This window comes from Variovorax sp. Soil_C_39 (genome assembly GCF_057656815.1).
In genome coordinates this window covers 1-18,685 of record NZ_JBDGJQ010000011.1, presented here as the reverse complement: position 1 = coordinate 18,685, position 18,685 = coordinate 1, and the positions used below count along the sequence as shown (strand labels likewise).

Below are 18,685 nucleotides of genomic sequence, written 5' to 3'. Positions count from 1 at the left end.
GGCGCATGCCCATGGATGCCCCCGCTCTCGTTCTTCTCGCGCACCAGTTCGGCGAGCATGCCCTGGCCTGGTTTGCGGCCGCCTTCATCGTCTCGGTGCTCGGTACGGGCGCGGTCTGCGCGAGCCTGCAGCGGCGCCGCGCCCGCACCGCAGCGGACGGCGAACCCGACGAGCCGCGGCTCGCGGGTGCGCTGGCCGTCGGCTTCGGCGGCATCCTCGCGGCGGCGAGCCTGGTGGCCTACATCGCCTCGAAGCTCGGCGACGGGCGCCTGCTGGGACTGGCCGACCAGGCGCTCGCCGATGCTATCGCGGCGCACGTGCCCTGGGGAGCGCTGGTAGTTTTCAGCTGGCTCACGCACCTCGGCGACTTCGAACTGCTGGCGCCGGTCTGCATCGCTGTGGCCTGGCTGCTGTGGCGCCATGCGCACCGCGGGCTCGCGCTCGGATGGGTGATGGCGCTCGGCGGCATCGTGCTGCTGAACCCGGCGCTCAAGCGCATCTTCGAGCGCGCGCGGCCGCTGCACGACCACGGCCTCACGGTCGAGACCAGCTTCAGCTTCCCGAGCGGCCACGCCGCCGGCGCGATCGTGAGCTACGGCATGCTGATGTACTTGGCGTTGCGCCTGCTGCCGCCGCGCTGGCATGTGCCCGCGGCCATGGCCGGCACGGCCGCCATCGTCACCATCGGCTCCAGCCGCGTGTTTCTGCAGGTGCACTTCGCGAGCGATGTGCTTGCCGGGCTGGCGACCGGCCTGGCCTGGCTCCTCGTGTGCGTGGGCAGCCTCGAATTCGCGCGGCACCGCAGGCGCCGGCGCCTCCGCTGAGCTGCACCGCTTCGTGCCTCAATACTCCCAGAAGATGCGCTGCAGTTCCTTGGTGTCACTCGTTCTAGTGAGCGCCACCATTGCAAGGACGCGCGCCTTCTGCGGACGCAGGTCGTGCGCCACCACCCAGTCGTACTTGTCGTCGGGCTGCTCGGCATTGCGCAGCACGAAGCCGTCGGCCACGCGCGAGGCACGGATCACGACCACGCCATCGGCGCGCGCCTTCTGCAGGTTCGGCACCACGCGCGCTGCCACCGAGCCGTTGCCCGTGCCGCCATGGACGATCGCCTTCACGCCGGCCTTGGCATAGGCATCGACGGCGATCGGCGAGACCCCTTCGTAGCCCAGCGCGATTTCCACCGGCGGCAGCGCATCGATGCTGTCGATGTTGAACTCCGAAGTCGTGGTGTGGCGTTTCACGGGCGCGCGGAACCAGTAGTTGCGGCCTTCGACCACCATGCCGAGCGGGCCCCACTGGCTCGAGAACGCACTGGTCTTGATGTTGACGTTCTTGCTCACGTCGCGGCCGCTGTCGATGTTGTCGGCCATGGTGACGAGCACGCCCTTGCCGGCCGCGTCCTTGCTGCCGGCCACGCTGACGGCGTCGTACAGGTTGAGTGCGCCGTCGGCCGAGAGCGCGGTGCCGGGGCGCATGGAGCCGACCACCACGATCGGCTTGCTGGTGTGCACGGTGAGCGTCAGGAAGTACGCGGTCTCCTCGAGCGTGTCGGTGCCGTGGGTGATGACGATGCCGTCCACGTCGGCCTGCTTCGAAAGCGCCGACACGCGCTTGGCGAGCGTCAGCAGGTGGTCGTTGGTCATGCTCTCCGACGCGACCTGGAACACCTGCTCGCCGCGCACGTTGGCGATCTTCGTCAGCTCGGGCAGGCCGGCGATCAGCTTGTCGACGCCCACCTTGGCGGCCGCATAGGTGGCGCTGTTGACGGCCGAGGCACCGGCCCCTGCGATGGTGCCACCGGTGGCCAGGATCACCACATTGGGAAGCGCCTGCTGCGCCTGGGCGATGGCGCTGGCGGCAAGCAATGCGGCACCGGCCGCGAAGGCCCGAAGGCGGGATGAAAGGTACATGCACAACTCCTTGCGTTAACAATTCTGCGAAGCGGCGAGAAGATACATGAACCATGGCGGCATGCCGCCCCCGGCCATGCCGCCATGGCATGCGGCCATGCGCGTGGGATTACCATCGGGCCGGCGCACTGCCGCCACCCGCCCATGAACGCCGATTCCGCCGCCCTCCCCCCCGCCCCTGCCCTGGAGATGCCCGCGCCCGAGGGTCCGCTGTCGCGGGCGCGGCCCGGGCGCGAGCGCATCATGGCGGCGATCCGGGCAGCGGCCATCGCCGAATTCAGCCTCAACGGCCTGAAGGGCACGTCGACCCAGGCCATCGCCGCGCGCGCCGGCCTCACCAAGCCGCAGCTGCACTACTACATCGCCGGCAAGGAGGAGCTCTACGAAGAGCTGCTGATGCAGGTGCTGCATGCCTGGAAGGTGGTGTTCTCGTTCGAGGACGCGAGCGACCCGGCCACGGTGCTCGGCGACTACATCCGCAAGAAGCTCGACCATGCCTTCGACAACCCCGAGATCTCGCGCATCTTCACGCGCGAAGTGCTCGACGGCGGCCGCAACCTCGACCGCTACTGGCCGAACGCGCGCGCCTGGACGCAGAAGAAGGTCGACATCATCAACGGCTGGATCGCGCGCGGGCAGATGCGCCCGCTCGACGCGCGGCTGCTCTTGATGCACATCTGGGCCATGACCCAGAGCTATGCCGACTACGCGATACAGACGCGCGTGATGCTCGGCCTGCCGCCCGACGCGCCCATCGAGCGCGAGCCGATCGCGCGCGAGCTCGTCGGCTTCGTGTTGAGCGGCTGCGGTATCGAAGCCTAGTTTTCCGCTGAATCGGCGCCTCTGCGCCCCAAGCCGGTGCCTCCGCGCTGGCACGTCGCTTGCATAACCTGACCACTTGCTCTGATTAAGCGGTCAAACACCATGCGCGTGCTCGTCGTCTACTGCCATCCGGTTGAAACCAGCTTCCACGCTGCACTGCACCAGGAGGTGCTCAGGAATCTGCGTGCGGCCGGGCACGAGGTGGACGACTGCGACCTTTACGCTGAGGGCTTCGACCCGGTGCTTTCGCGCGCGGAGCGCCTGGGCTACCACGACGTGCCGCAAAACCGGTTGCCGCTGGCATCCCATGTCGCCCGGCTGCAATGGGCCGAGGGCATCGTCTTCTGCTTCCCGACCTGGTGCTTCGGGCTGCCGGCCATGCTCAAGGGCTACTTCGACAGGCTGTTCATGCCAGGCGTGGCTTTCGACATCAGCGATCCGGCCAACGTGAAGCCGATGCTGACGCACATCAAGCGCATCAGCGCCGTGGTGACCTACGGCCGGCCGCGCTGGGTCGCCTGGTACATGGGCGACCCGCCGCGCAAGATCGTCACCCGCTACATGCTGCGGCTGACCGGCCGGCGCGCAACGGTGGACTACCACGCCCACTACCACATGAACGTGGCGACCGAGCCTCAATTGAAGCGCTTCATGGCGCGCGTGGGCCGGGCGATGGGGCGCTTCGCATGACCGCGTCGCCCGCTCTGCTCGACAACGTGCGGCTGCCGCGCTGGCTGCTGCCGGCCGACTGGCCGGGGCGCGAGAGCGTGCCCGTGCTCGCACGCATCGCGCTCGAGGCCGGCCGCGTGCAGTCGGTGCGCCCTGCCACCGATGCGGCCCGCTCTGCCGCAGGGTGGAACCTCGACGGCGCGCTCGCACTGCCGGGCTTCGTGGACGCCCACACGCACCTCGACAAGGCCTTCACGCTGCCGCGCATGCAGCAGGTGCAGCCGGGGTTGCTTGGCGCCATCGATGCAATGCTGGCCGATCGCGCCCACTGGACGCCTGCCGATGTGCGCGAGCGAGCGGCCCGCGCGCTGCAATGGGCCTGGGAATGCGGCACCACGCAGGTGCGCACGCACGTCGACTGGTGGGAGCCCGATGCGTTGCCGATGGCCTGGTCGGTGTTGGCCGAGCTTGCACAGGAATGGCGCGGCCGCGTGCGGCTGGAGCAGGTCGGCCTGATCAAGCTGCCGCTGTTCGAGGATGCCGCGCAGGCGCTGCGGCTCGCGCAGCAGGTGAAGGCCACCGGGCCGCATGCGCTGCTCGGCGGCTTCGTGCACTCCACCAACTGGAGCAACACCGCGCTGCGCAACCTGCTGCTGTCGGCCCAGGCCTGCGAGCTCGACGTGGACCTGCACGTGGACGAGGAACTCAACGCGCAGGCGGTCGGCCTCGAGACGACGGCCCGCATCCTGCGCGAAATCGGCTATGGCGGCCGCGTGGTCTGCGGCCATGTCTGCGCACTGGCGGTGCAGCCGGAAGCGCAGGCGCTCGCCACGCTCGACGCGGTGGCGCGCGCCCCGATCACCGTGGTCTCGCTGCCCGCCACGAACCTGCTGCTGCAGGACGCAGTGACCGGCCGCACGCCGCGCCTGCGCGGCATCACGCTGGTGAAGGAGGCGCGCGAGCGCGGCATCCCGGTGCTGTTCGCGAGCGACAACGTGCAGGACCCCTTCTGCCGGCTCGGCAGCTTCGATCCGGTCGAGGCGCTGGGCACGGCCGCACTCGTGGCACAGCTCGACGACCCTTTCGACACCTGGTCCGAGGCGCTGTGCCGCGCGGACTGGCTGCGGCGCGAGCCGGCCACAGTGCCCACGCTGGTCGGCGCCAGCGGCGACCTGGTGCTGTTCACGCAAGCCGACCGCCACGGCTGGCCCTCGCGCAGCGCTCAGCGCGTGGTGCTGCGCGACGGCCAGGTGACGCAAGGCGACCCGACCCCGTTTCTTCCCACGTAGAGAACCCACAAGGCGCCCATGCTCCACGGCTACATTCCACCCCACCGCTTCCTGCCTTACCTCAGCTGGACCGAGATCGCGGCCCTGCCGGACCGCGAGAACACCGTCATCGTGCTGCCCTGCGGCGCAATCGAACAGCACGGCCCGCACCTGCCGTGCTCGGTCGACAGCGTGATCTGCTCGGGCGTGATGGGCAAGGCGCTCGAGAAGCTGCCCGCGGAGGTGCGCGCCTTCGCGCTGCCGACCATCACCTACGGCAAGTCGGAAGAGCACCTGCACTTTCCGGGCACCATGACGCTGACCGGCACCACGCTGCTGTCGACCGTGATCGAGATCGGCGAATCGGTGTACCGCTCGGGCTTTCGCAAGCTGCTTTTCGCCAATGGGCACGGCGGCCAGCCGCAGGTGCTCGAGATGGCGGCGCGCGAGCTGCGGCTGCGCCATGGCGACTTCGTGGTGGTGCCGCACGGCGTCTCGCGGCTGCCGAGCGCGGCCAGCCAGCAGGTGAGCGAGCAGGAGAAGAAGCTCGCGATGCACGCAGGCCATTCGGAGACCGCATTGATGCTCGCGCTCGCACCCGACACGGTGCACATGGCGCGCGCCGTGGCCAACTTTCCGCCTCCGTTCCCGATCAAGCTGCTGTCGCCCGACGGCCGGCCGGCCTGCGCCTGGACCGCGCGCGACTTCGGCCCGAGCGGCGTGATCGGCGACCCGACCACCGCCACCCGCGAACAGGGCGAGCAGATCCTCGAGACGCTCTCCGACAGCTGGGTGCAGGCGCTGACCGAACTGCATGCGCTGCGCTGGCTGGTGCGCGAGGAAGCCACCTGGGAGCGCGGTCACCAGCAGGGCTTCGTCCAGCAGCATTTCGCGCCGGCCTGAGCCTGCTTCTTGCATCCGGCATTTCCGTAGCTCTCTCTCTTCCCAACCTCACGCACTCTCGAAAGGTCGACTCCCATGCGCTCCTTCGCACGCTCCCTGGCCGGCGCCGCCGCCATCGTCTTCCTCGCTGCAGCCGCTCCCGCGCACGCCGAAGACAAGTTCACCTACATGACCAACTGGTACGCGCAGGCCGAGCACGGCGGCTTCTACCAGGCGGTGGCCGAAGGCATCTACAAGAAGCACGGGCTCGACGTGACCATCCGGATGGGTGGCCCGCAAGTCAACATCACGCAAATGATGGCCGCGGGCCAGGCCGACTGCATCATGGGCTCGAGCGACATCCAGATGATGCAGGTGCGCGAAGGCGGCGTGCCGGTGGTCAACGTGGCGGCCTTCTTCCAGAAGGATCCGCAGGTGCTGATCGCGCACGACGACGTGAAGAAGTTCGAGGACCTGAAAGGCAAGACGCTCCTGATCGGCGCCCAGGCCAACCGCGGCTACTGGCCCTGGCTCAAGGCCCGCTTCGGCCTCAAGGACGAGCAGACGCGTCCCTACACCTTCAACATCCAGCCCTTCGTGGCCGACAAGAACACCGCGCAGCAGGGCTACCTGACTTCGGAGCCGTATGCGATCCAGAAGGCCGGGGTGAAGAGCACCGTGCTGATGTTCAGCGACCACGGCTTCCCCGCCTATGCAACCACGGTCTCGTGCATGGAGAAGACAGTGAAGGAGCGCAGCAAGCAGGTGGCGGCCTTCATCAAGGCCTCGGCCGAAGGCTGGAAGAGCTACCTCGCCAATCCCGCACCCGCCAACGCGCTGATCAAGAAGGACAACCCCAACATGACCGACGACCAGCTCGCCTACAGCGTGGCCAAGCTCAAGGAGATGGGCATGATCACCGGCGGCGATGCGGGCCAACTCGGCATCGGCGTGATCACCGATGCACGCGCCAAGGCGAGCTACGACTTCCTCGTAAGCGCCAAGCTGCTCGATCCTGCGAAGGTCGAACTCGCCAGGACCTACACGACCGAGTTCGTGAAGGACGCCAAGGTCCTGCCTTGAAGCCGACGCTGCTGGAGGCCCGCGCATGAACCGCATCGAACCCCACACGCTTGCGCCGCCGGCCGGCCTCGCGCCCACCGTGCCGGCGGTCGAAGTGCTCTCGGCCGAGAAGACCTACCCCAACGGCACGCAGGCGCTGCTGCCGGTGGACCTGTCGATCGCCGAAGGCGAGTTCGTCACGCTGCTCGGCCCTTCGGGCTGCGGCAAGAGCACGCTGCTCAAGATGGTGGCGGGCATGCTCGAGCCAAGCGACGGGCGGCTGCTGGTGTGGCGCAAGCCCGTGGCGGAAATCCACAGCTGCCCGCGCAAGCTGTCGTTCGTGTTCCAGTCGGCCACACTGATGCCGTGGGCCAGCGTGAAGACCAACGTGCGGCTGCCGCTCGACCTGGCCGGCGTGCCGCGCAGGGAGGCTGAGGCACGGGTGATGGACTCGCTCGCGCTGGTGGGCCTCGAGAAGTTCGCCGACGCGCTGCCGCGTGCGTTGTCGGGCGGGATGCAGATGCGCGTGTCGATCGCGCGCGGGCTCGTCACCGAGCCCGACCTGCTGCTGATGGACGAGCCCTTCGGCGCGCTCGACGAAATCACGCGCCACAAGCTCGACGCCGACCTGCTCGATCTCTGGCGCAAGAAGAAGCTCACGGTGGTCTTCGTGACGCATTCGATCCACGAGGCGGTGTTTCTGTCGACCCGGGTGGTGATGATGGCTGCGCGGCCCGGCCGGGTGGTGGAGCAGTTCGTGATCGACGAGCCATATCCGCGCAGCCCCGACTTCATGGTGACACCCGAATTCGCCCGCCATGCGCGCGGCCTGCAGGAAAGCCTGCTGCGCGCGAGCCGCGCCGACGAGGAGCACGCACGATGACGACGACCGCCCGAAAGAACCCGCCGCTGCTGGCCCGGCCGCGCGTGCAGCGCGTTGTCTATCCCCTTCTCATCGGCGTGGTGCTGGTCGCGCTGTGGCAATGGATGGTGGTGGCCATGGAGCTGCCGCCCTACCTGGTGCCCTCGCCGATCCTGATGGTGCAGACGCTCGTCACCGACTGGGCGCCGCTCGGCAGTGCGCTCTGGGTCACGCTGAAGATCACGCTGCTGTCGTTCGCGCTCGCCACGGTGGCGGGTGTGCTGGTGTCGTTCCTGTTCGTGCAGAGCAAGGGCATCGAGACGGCCCTGTTTCCGTATGCCGTGCTGCTGCAGGTGACACCGATCGTCGCGGTGGCGCCGCTGATCATCATCTGGGTGAAGAACCCTGTAGCGGCAATGACCGTGTGCGCGGCGCTCGTGGCGCTGTTCCCGATCATCAGCAACACCACGCTCGGGCTGCGCAGCATCGACCCCGACCTGCAGAGCTACTTCAAGCTCAACCGCGCGACGCGCTGGCAGCAGTTGGTGCGGCTGCGCATTCCGAGCGCGCTGCCGTATTTCTTCGGCGGGCTGCGCATCTCGAGCGGCCTGGCGCTGATCGGCGCGGTGGTGGCCGAGTTCGTGGCCGGCACCGGCGGCGCGGGCGCCGGGCTGGCCTACCAGATCCTGCAGGCCGGCTTTCAACTGAACATCCCGCGCATGTTCGCGGCCCTGCTCCTGATCTCACTGACCGGCGTCGCGCTCTTCGTGCTGATGGCCTGGCTCACCAAGCTCGCGCTCGGATCGTGGCACGCGAGCGAACTTTCTCAGGACTGACCTTGACCATGAACGCTTCCATCTCCGCCATCGAACAACTTCTGTTCGAGCTGCCGAACCTCGACTGGATCACCGACGAAAGCCGCGTGGCACGCCTGTCGCAGGACTTCTCCTGGTTCAGCCCGGTGCTGAACCGCCAGCTCAAGGACAAGCGCGCCGACGCCGTCGTGCGGCCGCGCACCGAGGACGAGATCCGCGCCGTGGTCGGCGCCTGCGCACGGCGCGGCATACCGATCACGATCCGCGGCAGCGGCACCGGCAACTACGGCCAGACCACACCGCTCGCGGGCGGCGTGGTGCTCGACATGACCGGCTACAACGCGTTCCTCTGGGTGCAGCCCGGCGTGGCCCGCGCGCAGGCCGGCATCCGCCTGGGCGAACTCGAGAAGCAGACCCGGCCCTCGGGGCAGGAGATGCGCAGCGTGCCTTCGACCTACCGCAGCGCCACGCTCGGCGGCCTGTTCGGCGGCGGATTCGGCGGTGTGGGCTCGATCAACTACGGGCCGATCGGCGCGCCCGGCAATGTGCTCGGCATCCGCGCCATGACCATCGAGCCCGAGCCGCAGGTGGTCGAGCTGCGCGGCGCCGAGGCGATGCGCATGCACCATCTCTGGGGCACCAACGGGCTGGTGCTTGAAATCGAGATCGCGCTCGCACCCGCGCATCCGTGGCTCGAGACGCTCGTGACATTCGCCAGCTTTGCCGACGCGCTGCACTTCGCCGACAAGCTCGCGAACGCGCCGGGCATCGTCAAGCGCGAGATCGCCTTCTTCGCCGCACCGATTGCGGACCACCTGGCGCAGCTCGCAGCGCACCTGCCCAAGGGCTGCCACACGGTACTGTCGCTGGTGGCCGAGTCGTGCGAGGCCGCGATGCTGCAGCTGGCCGAGGCGCACGGCGGCAACGTGAGCTACCGCAGGACGGCCGCCGAGGTGCAGAAGAGCAACCGCACACTGGCGGAGTTCACCTGGAACCACACCACGCTGCATGCGCTGAAGGTCGACCCCACGCTGACCTACCTGCAGAGCGGCTTCGTGCCGGGGCAGCATGTGGCGCAGGTCACCGAGATGGAGCAGCTGCTTGGCGGCGAGGTCATGATGCACATCGAGTTCATCCGCAACGTGGCGGGGCTCATGACCTGCAGCGGTCTCCAGCTGGTGCGCTTCAGCACCGAGGAGCGGCTTGCCGAGATCATCGAGATCCACCGCGCGCACAAGGTGCACATCAACAACCCGCATGTGAACATCGTCGAGGACGGCAAGGCGGGCGGCCCGCTACCGCCCGAGGTCATCGCAATGAAGCAGCGCTTCGATCCGCTGGGGCTCCTGAACCCCGGCAAGCTGCGCGACTGGCCGGTGAAGAAAGCCGAGCCGCTCGCGGCCTGAGCCGCACGTCGGCTTCGCGTTGCTTCAGTTCTTGCGGCGCAGCGCGAAGGCGATCGCCACGACGGCGAAGGCAAGGCCCCACAGCGGCCAGAGCCCGAACGGCGCCACCCAGCGTGCGAACGGCGTGAGGCCGGTACGGCCTTCGACCGTCGCCTCGAGCACGCCGCGCGTGAGCCGCGGCAGCGCATGCGTGACGCGGCCTTCGGCGTCGATGACGACCGTGGCGCCGGTGTTGGTGGCGCGCACCATCGGGCGCGCGAACTCAAGCGCGCGCATGCGCGAGATCGCCAGATGCTGGTCGATGGCCACGGTGTTGCCGAACCAGGCGATGTTGCTCACGTTGAGCAGGATCGTGGGCGCGCTCGCCTCATTCTTGAAGTTGGCGCCGATCTCGTCGCCGAACAAATCTTCGTAGCAGATGTTCGGCGCGATGCGCTGGCCCTGCCAGGCGAACGGCGCCTGCGCGAGGCCGCCGCGGGCGAAGTCGCCGAGCGGTATGTTCATCATGTCGATGAACCAGCGGAAGCCCGGTGGGATGAACTCGCCGAACGGCACGAGGTGGTGCTTGCCGTAGCTGTAGGGCTCGGCCACACCAGGCCGAAACCCGAGCACGGCATTGCGGTAGGTGCCCTGCCCGCCGAGCGGCAGGCCGACGATCGCGGCCTGTTCGCCCTGGCTGTAGCGCGCCTGGATGGCGTCGAGGTAGCCGGCGGGCAACTGCTGCGGCAGCAGCGGCAGTGCCGTCTCGGGCGTGACGACCAGCGAGGCCGTCGCATCGCGCAGCTGCTCGCCATACCAGCGCAGCGCGAGGTCGATGCCGCCGCCGGGGATGAACTTTTCGTCCTGGGGGATGTTGCCCTGCAGCAGCGCGACCTGCAGTGTTCCGCTCGATGCCTTGGCGCCCTGCGCGGTCACGAGGTGCGGCGCGGCGAGCGCCGCCGCGACGACGAGCACGGCGCCCAACACCGCCCTGGTGCGCGCGGGCCGCAGCAGGCCCGCGAGCGCGGCCACGAATGCCGCGACCGCGCCGATGCCGTAGACACCGATCCACGGCGCCCAGGCGGCCAGCGGCCCGTCGACATGAGCATAGCCGCCAGCGCCCCACGGAAAACCGGTGAACCAGCTGCCGCGCACGAGTTCGGCCAGGGTCCAGAGCGCCGCGAACACCAGCGCGCCGGCCAGGGCGCGGCGCGGGCCGCGCACCACGAACCAGGCGCAGGCCACCGCGTAGTAGAGCCCGAGCGCCGCCGCGAGCGACAGCACCGCGATGGCCGCCAGCGGTGCCGGCAGCCCGCCATAGGTGTGCATCGAGATGAAAAGCCACCAGAAGGTGCCGGTGAGCCAGGCGGTGGCGAAGAGCCAGCCATGCAGGCCCGCGCGGCGCCAGCCCGCACCCTCGGCGCGGAGCCACCCGAGCAGGCCCACGAGCACGGCGAGCGAGACGAGCTGCAGCCACCAAAGCGGACGGCCGTTGCCGGGCCAGGCGATGGCCGCGGCCTGTGCGAGGCCCGCGAAAGCAAAGCCGAAGACGCGCAGCAGGCCGACGGCGGGCCGCATCAATCGGAAGCGTCGGCGCCGCGGGCCGGCGACACCTTGAACCAGCGCACCGCGCCGCCCTTGGTGTGCAGCACGACGAAGTCGAAGCCGCCGATCGCGTGGTGCTCGCCGCGCTTGGGCACGCGGCCCATCTCGTGTGCGATCAGGCCGCCGATGGTGTCGAAGTCTTCGCCGAGCTGCTCTTCGTCGAAGACGATGCCGAAGGCCTCGCCCACGCGTTCGATCGGCGTGTCGCCCGAGACGCGATAGGTGTGGTCGGCCAGGCCGAAGATGTCGCCTTCGTCCTCGGCAATGTCGAACTCGTCCTCGATCTCGCCGACGATCTGCTCGAGCACGTCTTCGATGGTGATGAGGCCGGCCACGCGGCCGAACTCGTCGATCACGATCGCAAGGTGGTTGCGGTTGCCGCGGAACTCGCGCAGCAGGTCATTCAGGCCCTTGCTCTCGGGCACGAAGGTGGCGGGGCGCAGCAGCGCGCGGATGTTCAGGCCCGGCGCGCGCTGGAGCTTGAGCAGGTCCTTCGCGAGCAGGATGCCGATGATGTTTTCCTTCTCGCCTTCGTACACCGGAAAGCGCGAGTGCGCGGTGTCGATGACGAGGTGCAGCAACGCGTCGTAGGGTGCGTCGATGTTCACCAGATCCATGCGCGGCGCGGCCACCATCACGTCGCCCGCGGTCATGTCGGCCATGCGCAGCACGCCTTCGAGCATCACGCGCGACTCGGCGCCGATCACCTCGTTGTCCTCGGCGTCCGCGAGAGTCTCGATCAACTCGTCGCGCGAGTCGGGTCCGGGATGGATGAATTCGGCCAGTTTCTGGAGGAATCCGCGCTTGTCTTCCCGTTCGACGGGAGCGCGTTCAGGGTGAGGTTCGGCCACTGCGGGAGGCGTAGTTGAAGAGGCACAAGGATACCGGATTGCGTGTGACAGGCTCTACCCCCGTCAAATCCCTGGCGCCAAGGGAGGATGCAGCCGCTTGCGGCGCAGCCCGGCTGACCAGCCTACTGGGCCGACTTGCCGCGCGCATCGCGGATGCCGCTGCGCACTTCCTGCAGGCTCGCGAGAAAGGCCCAGAACTGTTTGGCGCGGCTCTTGAGGTGGTAGTCGACCGCGGCGAAGTGCTCGAGCGCGATTTCGCTCATGCGGCTGTCGAGGGTGGCGCCGGGCAGTTGCAAATGTGCCTCGGACTCCGAACCGCTGCGCACCACGGTCGCACCGGCGTTGCGGGCGATCTTCAGCATCGCGGCGTTTTCGCTCAGTGCATGGATGAAGAGCATCCCGACGCCTTCGTTGCGTGCAACGACCACGGCGCGCTCGAACAGGCGGGCGCCGTAGCCGCGGCCGCGCGCATGCGCCGCCACCGAGACGCCGAACTCGGCACAGTCGCTGTGCTGGCCCGCAGGCGCGAACGCGAGGTGCGCCATGGCGATCAGGTCGAGCCGGCGGTTGTAGATGCCGAAGAGTTCGTCGCGGTCGAAATCGAGCCCGTCGACGTAGCGCTGGACCTGGGCGTCGCCCGCGGCATAGCCGAAGCGCAGGTAGCGATCGTGCGGCGAAAGCGCCAGCAGGTGGCGCGCGATGCGGTCGCGCTCGCGTGGGCCGATCGAGCGGATCGGCACCATGACGGGGGCGGGCGCGGGTGTCGCGCGCGGTTGCACCTCAACCATCGGCGCCTTCAGGAATGAGCCGAGGCCGAGAGACGCCTGCAGAAGGGTCTTGGCGGTAAGCATGCTTCGAATATAAGGGTTTTCCCTTAACTTCCAAGTCCACAGGGGTACTTTCCGGCTTCATTTGTGAACCAATTGTGGATCGCCCATGGCATTGGCGCCACCGATCCGTGGCTAGACGGGTACAGCCGTGGTCGCCTTTACACGATCGAGCACGAAGCTGGTCTTGCAGTCCTCGACGCTGGGGTGCTTGAGCAGGGTGTCCATGATGAAACGGCTGTAGTGGCCCATGTCGGCCACCACCACGCGCAGCAGATAGTCCATCTCGCCCGTGAGCGCCGCGCATTCGACCACCTCGGGCCAGGTCTGGACGCTGGCGCGGAACAGGTCCATAGGATTGCGCTTGTGGCTTTCGGTGTGCTTTTCGAGCCTGACGTTCAGGTAGGCCGTGAGTCCGAGGCCCACGACTTCGGGGCGCACGAGTGCGACGTAGCGGTCGATCACCCCGCTTTCTTCGAGACGCTTGACTCGCCGCAGCACCGCGCTCGGCGAGAGGCTGACCTGCTCCGCGATCTGGTCGTAGGTGGCGCGGCCGTCTGCCTGGAGCGTGCGCAGAATCAGCCGATCGATCTTGTCCAGTGCTTCCATGGACGCATTTTTGCAGGTTTCCTGCGCTGCGGCTTGCTTCAGCGCCCGACAACGCTGAAATCATGAACGCCTTCCAGCCTACATTGTGGGGACTGGCCTTTCGCTGCCACCTTTCATTTCAGCCCCCACATTCCTCTTTCGGAGACTGCCCATGAGCCACACCGACGCCCCCGCCTTCACCCCCTGGGAGAATCCCATGGGCACCGACGGTTTCGAATTCATCGAGTACGCGGCGCCGGACCCGGTCGCCATGGGCCAGGTGTTCGAGCGCATGGGCTTCACCGCCGTGGCCAAGCACCGTCACAAGAACGTGCTGCTGTACCGCCAGGGCGGGATCAATTTCATCGTCAATGCCGAACCCGATTCGTTCGCGCAGCGCTTCGCGCGCGAGCACGGCCCGAGCGTCTGCGCCATCGCCTTCCGCGTCCAGGACGCCAAGCAGGCCTATGAGCGCGCCATCTCGCTCGGTGCCTGGGGCTTTGCCGACAAGGCCGGCCCGGGCGAGCTGAACATTCCTGCGATCAAGGGCATCGGCGACAGTCTGATCTATCTCGTCGACCGCTGGCCCGGCAAGAACGGGGCGAAGCCCGGCGACATCGGCAACATCGGCTTCTACGACGTGGACTTCGAGCCGCTGGCCGGCGTGTCCTCGCAGGAAGCGCTCGCGCCCAAGGGCAACGGACTGACCTACATCGACCACCTGACGCACAACGTCTACCGCGGCCGCATGAACACCTGGGCGGCGTTCTACGAGAAGCTCTTCAACTTCCGAGAGGTCAAGTACTTCGACATCGAGGGCCAGGTCACTGGTGTGAAGAGCAAAGCCATGACCAGCCCCTGCGGCAAGATCCGCATCCCGATCAACGAAGAAGGCAAGGAACAGGCCGGCCAGATCCAGGAGTACCTGGACATGTACCGCGGCGAAGGCATCCAGCACATCGCGATGGGCTCGGACAACCTCTACGAGACGGTCGATGCGCTGCGCGCAAAGGGCGTGACGCTGCTCGACACCATCGACACCTACTACGAATTGGTGGACAAGCGGATTCCGGACCACGGCGAGGACGTGGCCGAGCTGCACAAGCGCAAGATCCTGATCGACGGCAAGAAGGATGCGCTGCTGCTGCAGATCTTCAGCGAGAACCAGCTCGGGCCGATCTTCTTCGAGTTCATCCAGCGCAAGGGCGACGACGGCTTCGGCAACGGCAACTTCAAGGCACTGTTCGAGAGCATCGAGCTCGACCAGATGCGTCGGGGCGTGCTGACCGCCACAAAGTAGGCGGCCGCGATGAACCGCTGGCCCACCTAACCCGAGAAGAGCACTTCCATGGAAATTCCTGCCACTGCTGCTGTCGTGGCGCCGGCCGTCTACGGCGCTTCGGACCGCCCGCCGCGCGGCGACTATTCGCGCGGCGGCGCCGTTCATGCCGACTACACCTGCCCGCAGGACTGGGCCAGCTACACGGCGGCGGATCACGACACCTACAAGCGCCTCTACGAGCGCCAAGCGGCGCAGCTGCCGGGCCTTGCCTGCGATGCGTTCATCCAGGCGCTGCCCCTGCTGGGCGTGAAAGACCGGATCCCGCGCTTCGAGGAGATCAACGAGCGCCTGCACAAGGCCACGGGCTGGGAGATCGTCGCAGTGCCGGGGCTGATCCCGGAGCTGCCGTTCTTCACCCTGCTGGCCAACCGCAAGTTTCCGGTGACCGACTGGATCCGCAAGCCCGAGGAGTTCAACTACATCGTCGAGCCCGACGTGTTCCACGACCTCTTCGGCCATGTGCCGATGCTGTTCGACCCGGTGTTCGCCGACTACGTGCAGCGCTATGGCCAGGGCGGCATCAAGGCGCACGAACTCGGTGCAGGCGAGAAGCTGGCGCGGCTGTACTGGTATACGGTCGAATTCGGCCTGATCCGCCAGACCGACGGGCTGCGCGCCTATGGGGCCGGCATCCTGAGCTCGGTCGGGGAACTGCAGCACGCGGTGCGCAGCAGCGAGCCGCATCGGCTGCCGCTTGACCTGATGCGCACCATGCGCACGCAATACAAGATCGACACCTACCAGAGCAACTACTTCGTCATCGAGAGCTTCGCGCAGCTCTTCGAGCTCACGGCGCCGGACTTCACGCCGCTTTATCGCGCGCTCGAAGTCGAGCCGGACGTTCCCGCCGGGGTGCTGCTGCCGGGCGAAACCGGCAAGGCCTGATCCCGGCGGCTCTGGTTTCTTTCTTCTTCGCTCGCTATCGCTCAGGCGACAGCGGGCGCAAGACTCCTAGGACAAGCCCGCTGGCGTGCGGGCCTACGCGGCTCTCACAATTCGCGCAAAGGAGCTCGCATGCAGACATCCGCGCAACGACAGAACTATCCGGCCGACGTGCCGCACGAGATCGACCCGGACACGTACCGGTCCCTACCCCACATGTTCGACGAGGCCTTCGGCCGCTACGCCGATCGGCCGTTCTCGGTCTGCATGGAGCGCTGGATGTCGTATGGCGAGCTCGACACGCTGTCGAAGGCGTTGGGTGCGTGGCTGCAGTCGCTCGGGCTCGAGCCAGGCGCCCGCGTGGCGATCATGCTGCCCAACATTCCCCAGTTCGCCGTCACGATGTGCGGCGTGCTGCGCGCGGGCTACACCTGCGTGAACGTGAATCCGCTCTACACGGCGCGTGAACTCGAGCACCAGCTCAAGGACTCGGGCGCCACGGCGATCGTCATCCTCGAGAACTTCGCTGCGACACTCGAGCAGGTGATCGACCGCACGCCGATACGGCATGTGGCCATCACGTCGATGGGCGACCTGCTCGGCGGGCTGTACGGCACCTGGATCACAGTGGCGGTCCGGCATCTGGCGAAGATGGTTCCGCCTTTCAAGCTGCCCATCGGCGACGGGCGCACCGTGACGCCGTTTTCCGAAGCGATCACAGAGGGGCGCGGACGCACGCTCGGGCCCGACCAGACCACGCTCGACTCGATCGCATTCCTCCAGTACACCGGCGGAACCACGGGCCTTTCGAAGGGCGCGGTGCTGACCCACCGCAACATCGTTGCCGCCACCCTGCAGGCGGAGGCCTGGTTCACCCCCGCCCTGGCGCGCGCCGGCGACCTTGCCAAGGTCAACAGCATTGCGGCGCTGCCGCTCTATCACATCTTTGCGCTCACGCTGTGCCTGCTGGTGATCCGGCAGGGCTCGCACATGACGCTGATTCCGAACCCGCGCGACTTCGACAAATTCGTCGCGGTACTCAAGAAGCGGCCTTTCCACATGCTGCCCGCGGTGAACACGCTGTTCAACGCGCTGCTCATGCATCCGGAGTTCAAGTCGATCGATTTCTCGACCCTTTTCGTTTCGCAGGCCGGCGGCATGGCAGCGTCGGAAGGCACGGCCCGGCGCTGGTTCGAGGTCACCGGCTGCCCGATGATCGAAGGCTGGGGCATGAGCGAGACTTGCGCCATCGGCACCAACAACCCGGTGTCGAACACCACGTTCACCGGCACGATCGGCCTGCCGCTGCCGAGCATAGCGATCGCCATCAAGGACGACGAGGGCAACTCGCTGCCTGCGGGCACGCCGGGCGAACTTTGCATCAGGGGACCGAACGTGATGCGGGGCTACTACAACCAGCCCGAGGAGACTGCCGCGGCGTTCACTGCGGACGGGTTCATGCGCACGGGCGACATCGCCGTCATGCAGGACGACGGCTACACCCGCATCGTCGACCGCAAGAAGGACATGATCCTGGTGAGCGGCTTCAACGTCTTTCCCAACGAGCTCGAGAACGTCATCTCTCTGTGTCCTGGCGTGATCGAGTGCGCGGCGATCGGCGTGCCCGACGAAAGGCAAGGCGAGGCGATCAAGGTCTTCGTGGTCCGCCGTGATCCCGCACTGACCGAAGAGGCCGTCATGCAGTACTGCCACAGCCAGCTGACCGGCTACAAGCGGCCCAAGCACATCGAATTCCGCGACGCGCTGCCGAAGACCAACGTCGGCAAGATCCTTCGACGCGAGCTTCGAACCAACACGCATGCCTGAATGAGCGACCACCCTGCCGCGGCCGGATTGCCGGCGAACCTCGTCGTTTTCGAGCGCGGCTGGCTGTCGTCGAACAACGTGCTGTTCACCGGCGCGGACGAGACCACGCTGGTCGACACCGGCTATGTGGCGCATGCCGGGCAGACGCTCGCGTTGGTGGAAGGCGTACTCGGCGGCAGGCCGCTCGACCGCGTGCTCAATACCCATCTGCACAGCGACCACTGCGGCGGCAACGCCGCCCTGCAGAAACGCTATCCGGCGCTCCTCACGGACATCCCGCCCGGCGATGCTGGGCTGGTCTCGGCATGGGACGAAGAGGCCCTGAGCTTCAGGGCAACCGGCCAGCGCTGCGCACGTTTTGGATTCACCGGGCTGCTTCGGCCCGGGACCGAATGCGTGTTGGGCGGAACGCCCTGGCAGGTGCACGGTGCACCAGGCCACGATCCGCATTCGGTCATTCTGTTCGAGCCGCTTTCACGAACCTTGATTTCTGCCGACGCGCTCTGGGCCAACGGCTTCGGCGTCGCCTTTCCCGAGCTGGTCGGCGAACCGTCGTTCGACGATATGGCGGCCACGCTGGACAGCATCGAGCGCCTGGGCCCGCAGCAGGTCATTCCGGGCCATGGCGCAGTCTTCTCGGAGGTGGCGGGCGCGCTGGCCGCCGCGAGGCGGCGGCTCGAGGGCTTCCAGCGGGATCCTGTCAAACACGCGCGACACGCCATCAAGGTGCTGATGAAGTTCAAGCTGCTGGAACTCCAGTCAGTCGACAGGACGGAGTGGGCCGGTTGGATCACCGGTACCCCTTATCTCGAAAGCATCCGATCGCGGTTTTTTGCCGCGATGGCATTGGATGCGCTGGCCGGCGAGATTCTGAAGGAATTGGCCGCATCGGGCGCCGCTGCAGTGGACGGCGAATACATCCGAAACGTCTGATACAGACCAAGCGATGTTTGGTCAACAGAAAAGCGCCCGTCGGAGACAATGCGCTTTATTAAACTGACAAAAGAAAAAGCCCAACCCTTTCGGGGCTGGGCTTTTCTTGGCTGTAAGAGCCTGACGATGACCTACTTTCACACGGGAACCCG

18 protein-coding genes are annotated in these 18,685 nt (G+C 67.2%); 13 read left to right on the top strand and 5 right to left on the bottom strand.

The genetic code is table 11. The annotated features are described in order from the left end of the window. Positions 1-11: 11 nt before the first annotated feature. On the top strand, positions 12-824 hold the full coding sequence (locus tag AC3A6J_RS23030; protein WP_487862327.1) for a phosphatase PAP2 family protein: 813 nt from the start codon (positions 12-14) through the stop codon (positions 822-824). Between the two features lie 18 nt (positions 825-842). Here the strand turns inward: AC3A6J_RS23030 and AC3A6J_RS23025 are convergent, their stop codons facing one another. Beyond that, positions 843-1,913: a type II asparaginase gene (locus tag AC3A6J_RS23025; RefSeq protein ID WP_487862326.1), complete on the bottom strand. Its 1,071-nt coding sequence runs from the start codon at positions 1,911-1,913 to the stop codon at positions 843-845. A gap of 144 nt (positions 1,914-2,057) precedes the next feature. Between AC3A6J_RS23025 and AC3A6J_RS23020 the strand changes: the two genes are divergently transcribed. From AC3A6J_RS23020 to AC3A6J_RS22985, 8 genes are all read left to right on the top strand, one after another. Continuing rightward, entirely contained in the window at positions 2,058-2,735 is a 678-nt protein-coding gene (locus AC3A6J_RS23020) for a TetR family transcriptional regulator C-terminal domain-containing protein (protein WP_487862325.1), read from the top strand. A gap of 102 nt (positions 2,736-2,837) precedes the next feature. Next, a complete protein-coding gene (locus AC3A6J_RS23015) occupies positions 2,838-3,425 on the top strand; it encodes an NAD(P)H-dependent oxidoreductase (RefSeq protein WP_487862324.1) in 588 nt (195 codons plus the stop codon). After that, complete coding sequence (locus AC3A6J_RS23010; protein WP_487862323.1) at positions 3,422-4,693, top strand: amidohydrolase family protein; 1,272 nt, start codon at positions 3,422-3,424, stop codon at positions 4,691-4,693. Before AC3A6J_RS23015 ends, AC3A6J_RS23010 begins: the two co-directional genes overlap by 4 nt. Before the next feature lie 18 nt (positions 4,694-4,711). After that, positions 4,712-5,575, top strand: coding sequence for a creatininase family protein (locus AC3A6J_RS23005; RefSeq protein ID WP_487862322.1), 864 nt, complete (start codon positions 4,712-4,714; stop codon positions 5,573-5,575). A gap of 75 nt (positions 5,576-5,650) precedes the next feature. Next, a complete protein-coding gene (locus AC3A6J_RS23000) occupies positions 5,651-6,637 on the top strand; it encodes an ABC transporter substrate-binding protein (protein WP_487862321.1) in 987 nt (328 codons plus the stop codon). 25 nt (positions 6,638-6,662) lie between these two features. Continuing rightward, a complete protein-coding gene (locus AC3A6J_RS22995; RefSeq protein WP_487862320.1) occupies positions 6,663-7,499 on the top strand; it encodes an ABC transporter ATP-binding protein in 837 nt (278 codons plus the stop codon). Next, positions 7,496-8,314, top strand: a complete 819-nt coding sequence (locus AC3A6J_RS22990; protein WP_487862319.1) for an ABC transporter permease — start codon at positions 7,496-7,498, stop codon at positions 8,312-8,314. The genes AC3A6J_RS22995 and AC3A6J_RS22990 overlap by 4 nt, the downstream gene beginning before the upstream one ends. An 8-nt stretch (positions 8,315-8,322) precedes the next feature. Further along, entirely contained in the window at positions 8,323-9,699 is a 1,377-nt protein-coding gene (locus AC3A6J_RS22985) for an FAD-binding oxidoreductase (protein WP_487862318.1), read from the top strand. Between the two features lie 24 nt (positions 9,700-9,723). Here the strand turns inward: AC3A6J_RS22985 and lnt are convergent, their stop codons facing one another. From lnt to AC3A6J_RS22965, 4 genes are all read right to left on the bottom strand, one after another. Further along, positions 9,724-11,256 carry an apolipoprotein N-acyltransferase gene (lnt, locus tag AC3A6J_RS22980; protein ID WP_487862317.1) on the bottom strand — a complete coding sequence of 511 codons (1,533 nt, stop codon included), beginning with the start codon at positions 11,254-11,256 and terminating at the stop codon, positions 9,724-9,726. Further along, complete coding sequence (locus AC3A6J_RS22975) at positions 11,256-12,134, bottom strand: CorC family transporter (RefSeq protein WP_487862316.1); 879 nt, start codon at positions 12,132-12,134, stop codon at positions 11,256-11,258. Before AC3A6J_RS22975 ends, lnt begins: the two co-directional genes overlap by 1 nt. Positions 12,135-12,256: 122 nt before the next feature. After that, the gene (locus AC3A6J_RS22970; protein ID WP_487862315.1) at positions 12,257-12,985 is read right to left on the bottom strand and encodes a GNAT family N-acetyltransferase; all 729 of its coding nucleotides are present in this window, start codon (positions 12,983-12,985) and stop codon (positions 12,257-12,259) included. 111 nt (positions 12,986-13,096) lie between these two features. Continuing rightward, positions 13,097-13,570 carry an Lrp/AsnC family transcriptional regulator gene (locus tag AC3A6J_RS22965; protein WP_487862314.1) on the bottom strand — a complete coding sequence of 158 codons (474 nt, stop codon included), beginning with the start codon at positions 13,568-13,570 and terminating at the stop codon, positions 13,097-13,099. 151 nt (positions 13,571-13,721) lie between these two features. On the opposite strand from AC3A6J_RS22965, the gene hppD reads away from it, so the two are divergent. From hppD to AC3A6J_RS22945, 4 genes are all read left to right on the top strand, one after another. Continuing rightward, the gene (gene hppD / locus AC3A6J_RS22960) at positions 13,722-14,849 is read left to right on the top strand and encodes a 4-hydroxyphenylpyruvate dioxygenase (RefSeq protein WP_487862313.1); all 1,128 of its coding nucleotides are present in this window, start codon (positions 13,722-13,724) and stop codon (positions 14,847-14,849) included. 48 nt (positions 14,850-14,897) lie between these two features. Continuing rightward, positions 14,898-15,776, top strand: coding sequence for a phenylalanine 4-monooxygenase (gene phhA / locus AC3A6J_RS22955; protein WP_487862312.1), 879 nt, complete (start codon positions 14,898-14,900; stop codon positions 15,774-15,776). A 129-nt stretch (positions 15,777-15,905) separates the two neighbouring features. Beyond that, positions 15,906-17,600, top strand: a complete 1,695-nt coding sequence (locus AC3A6J_RS22950) for an AMP-binding protein (RefSeq protein WP_487862311.1) — start codon at positions 15,906-15,908, stop codon at positions 17,598-17,600. Further along, positions 17,601-18,533, top strand: a complete 933-nt coding sequence (locus AC3A6J_RS22945; protein ID WP_487862310.1) for an MBL fold metallo-hydrolase — start codon at positions 17,601-17,603, stop codon at positions 18,531-18,533. Positions 18,534-18,685: the final 152 nt, after the last annotated feature.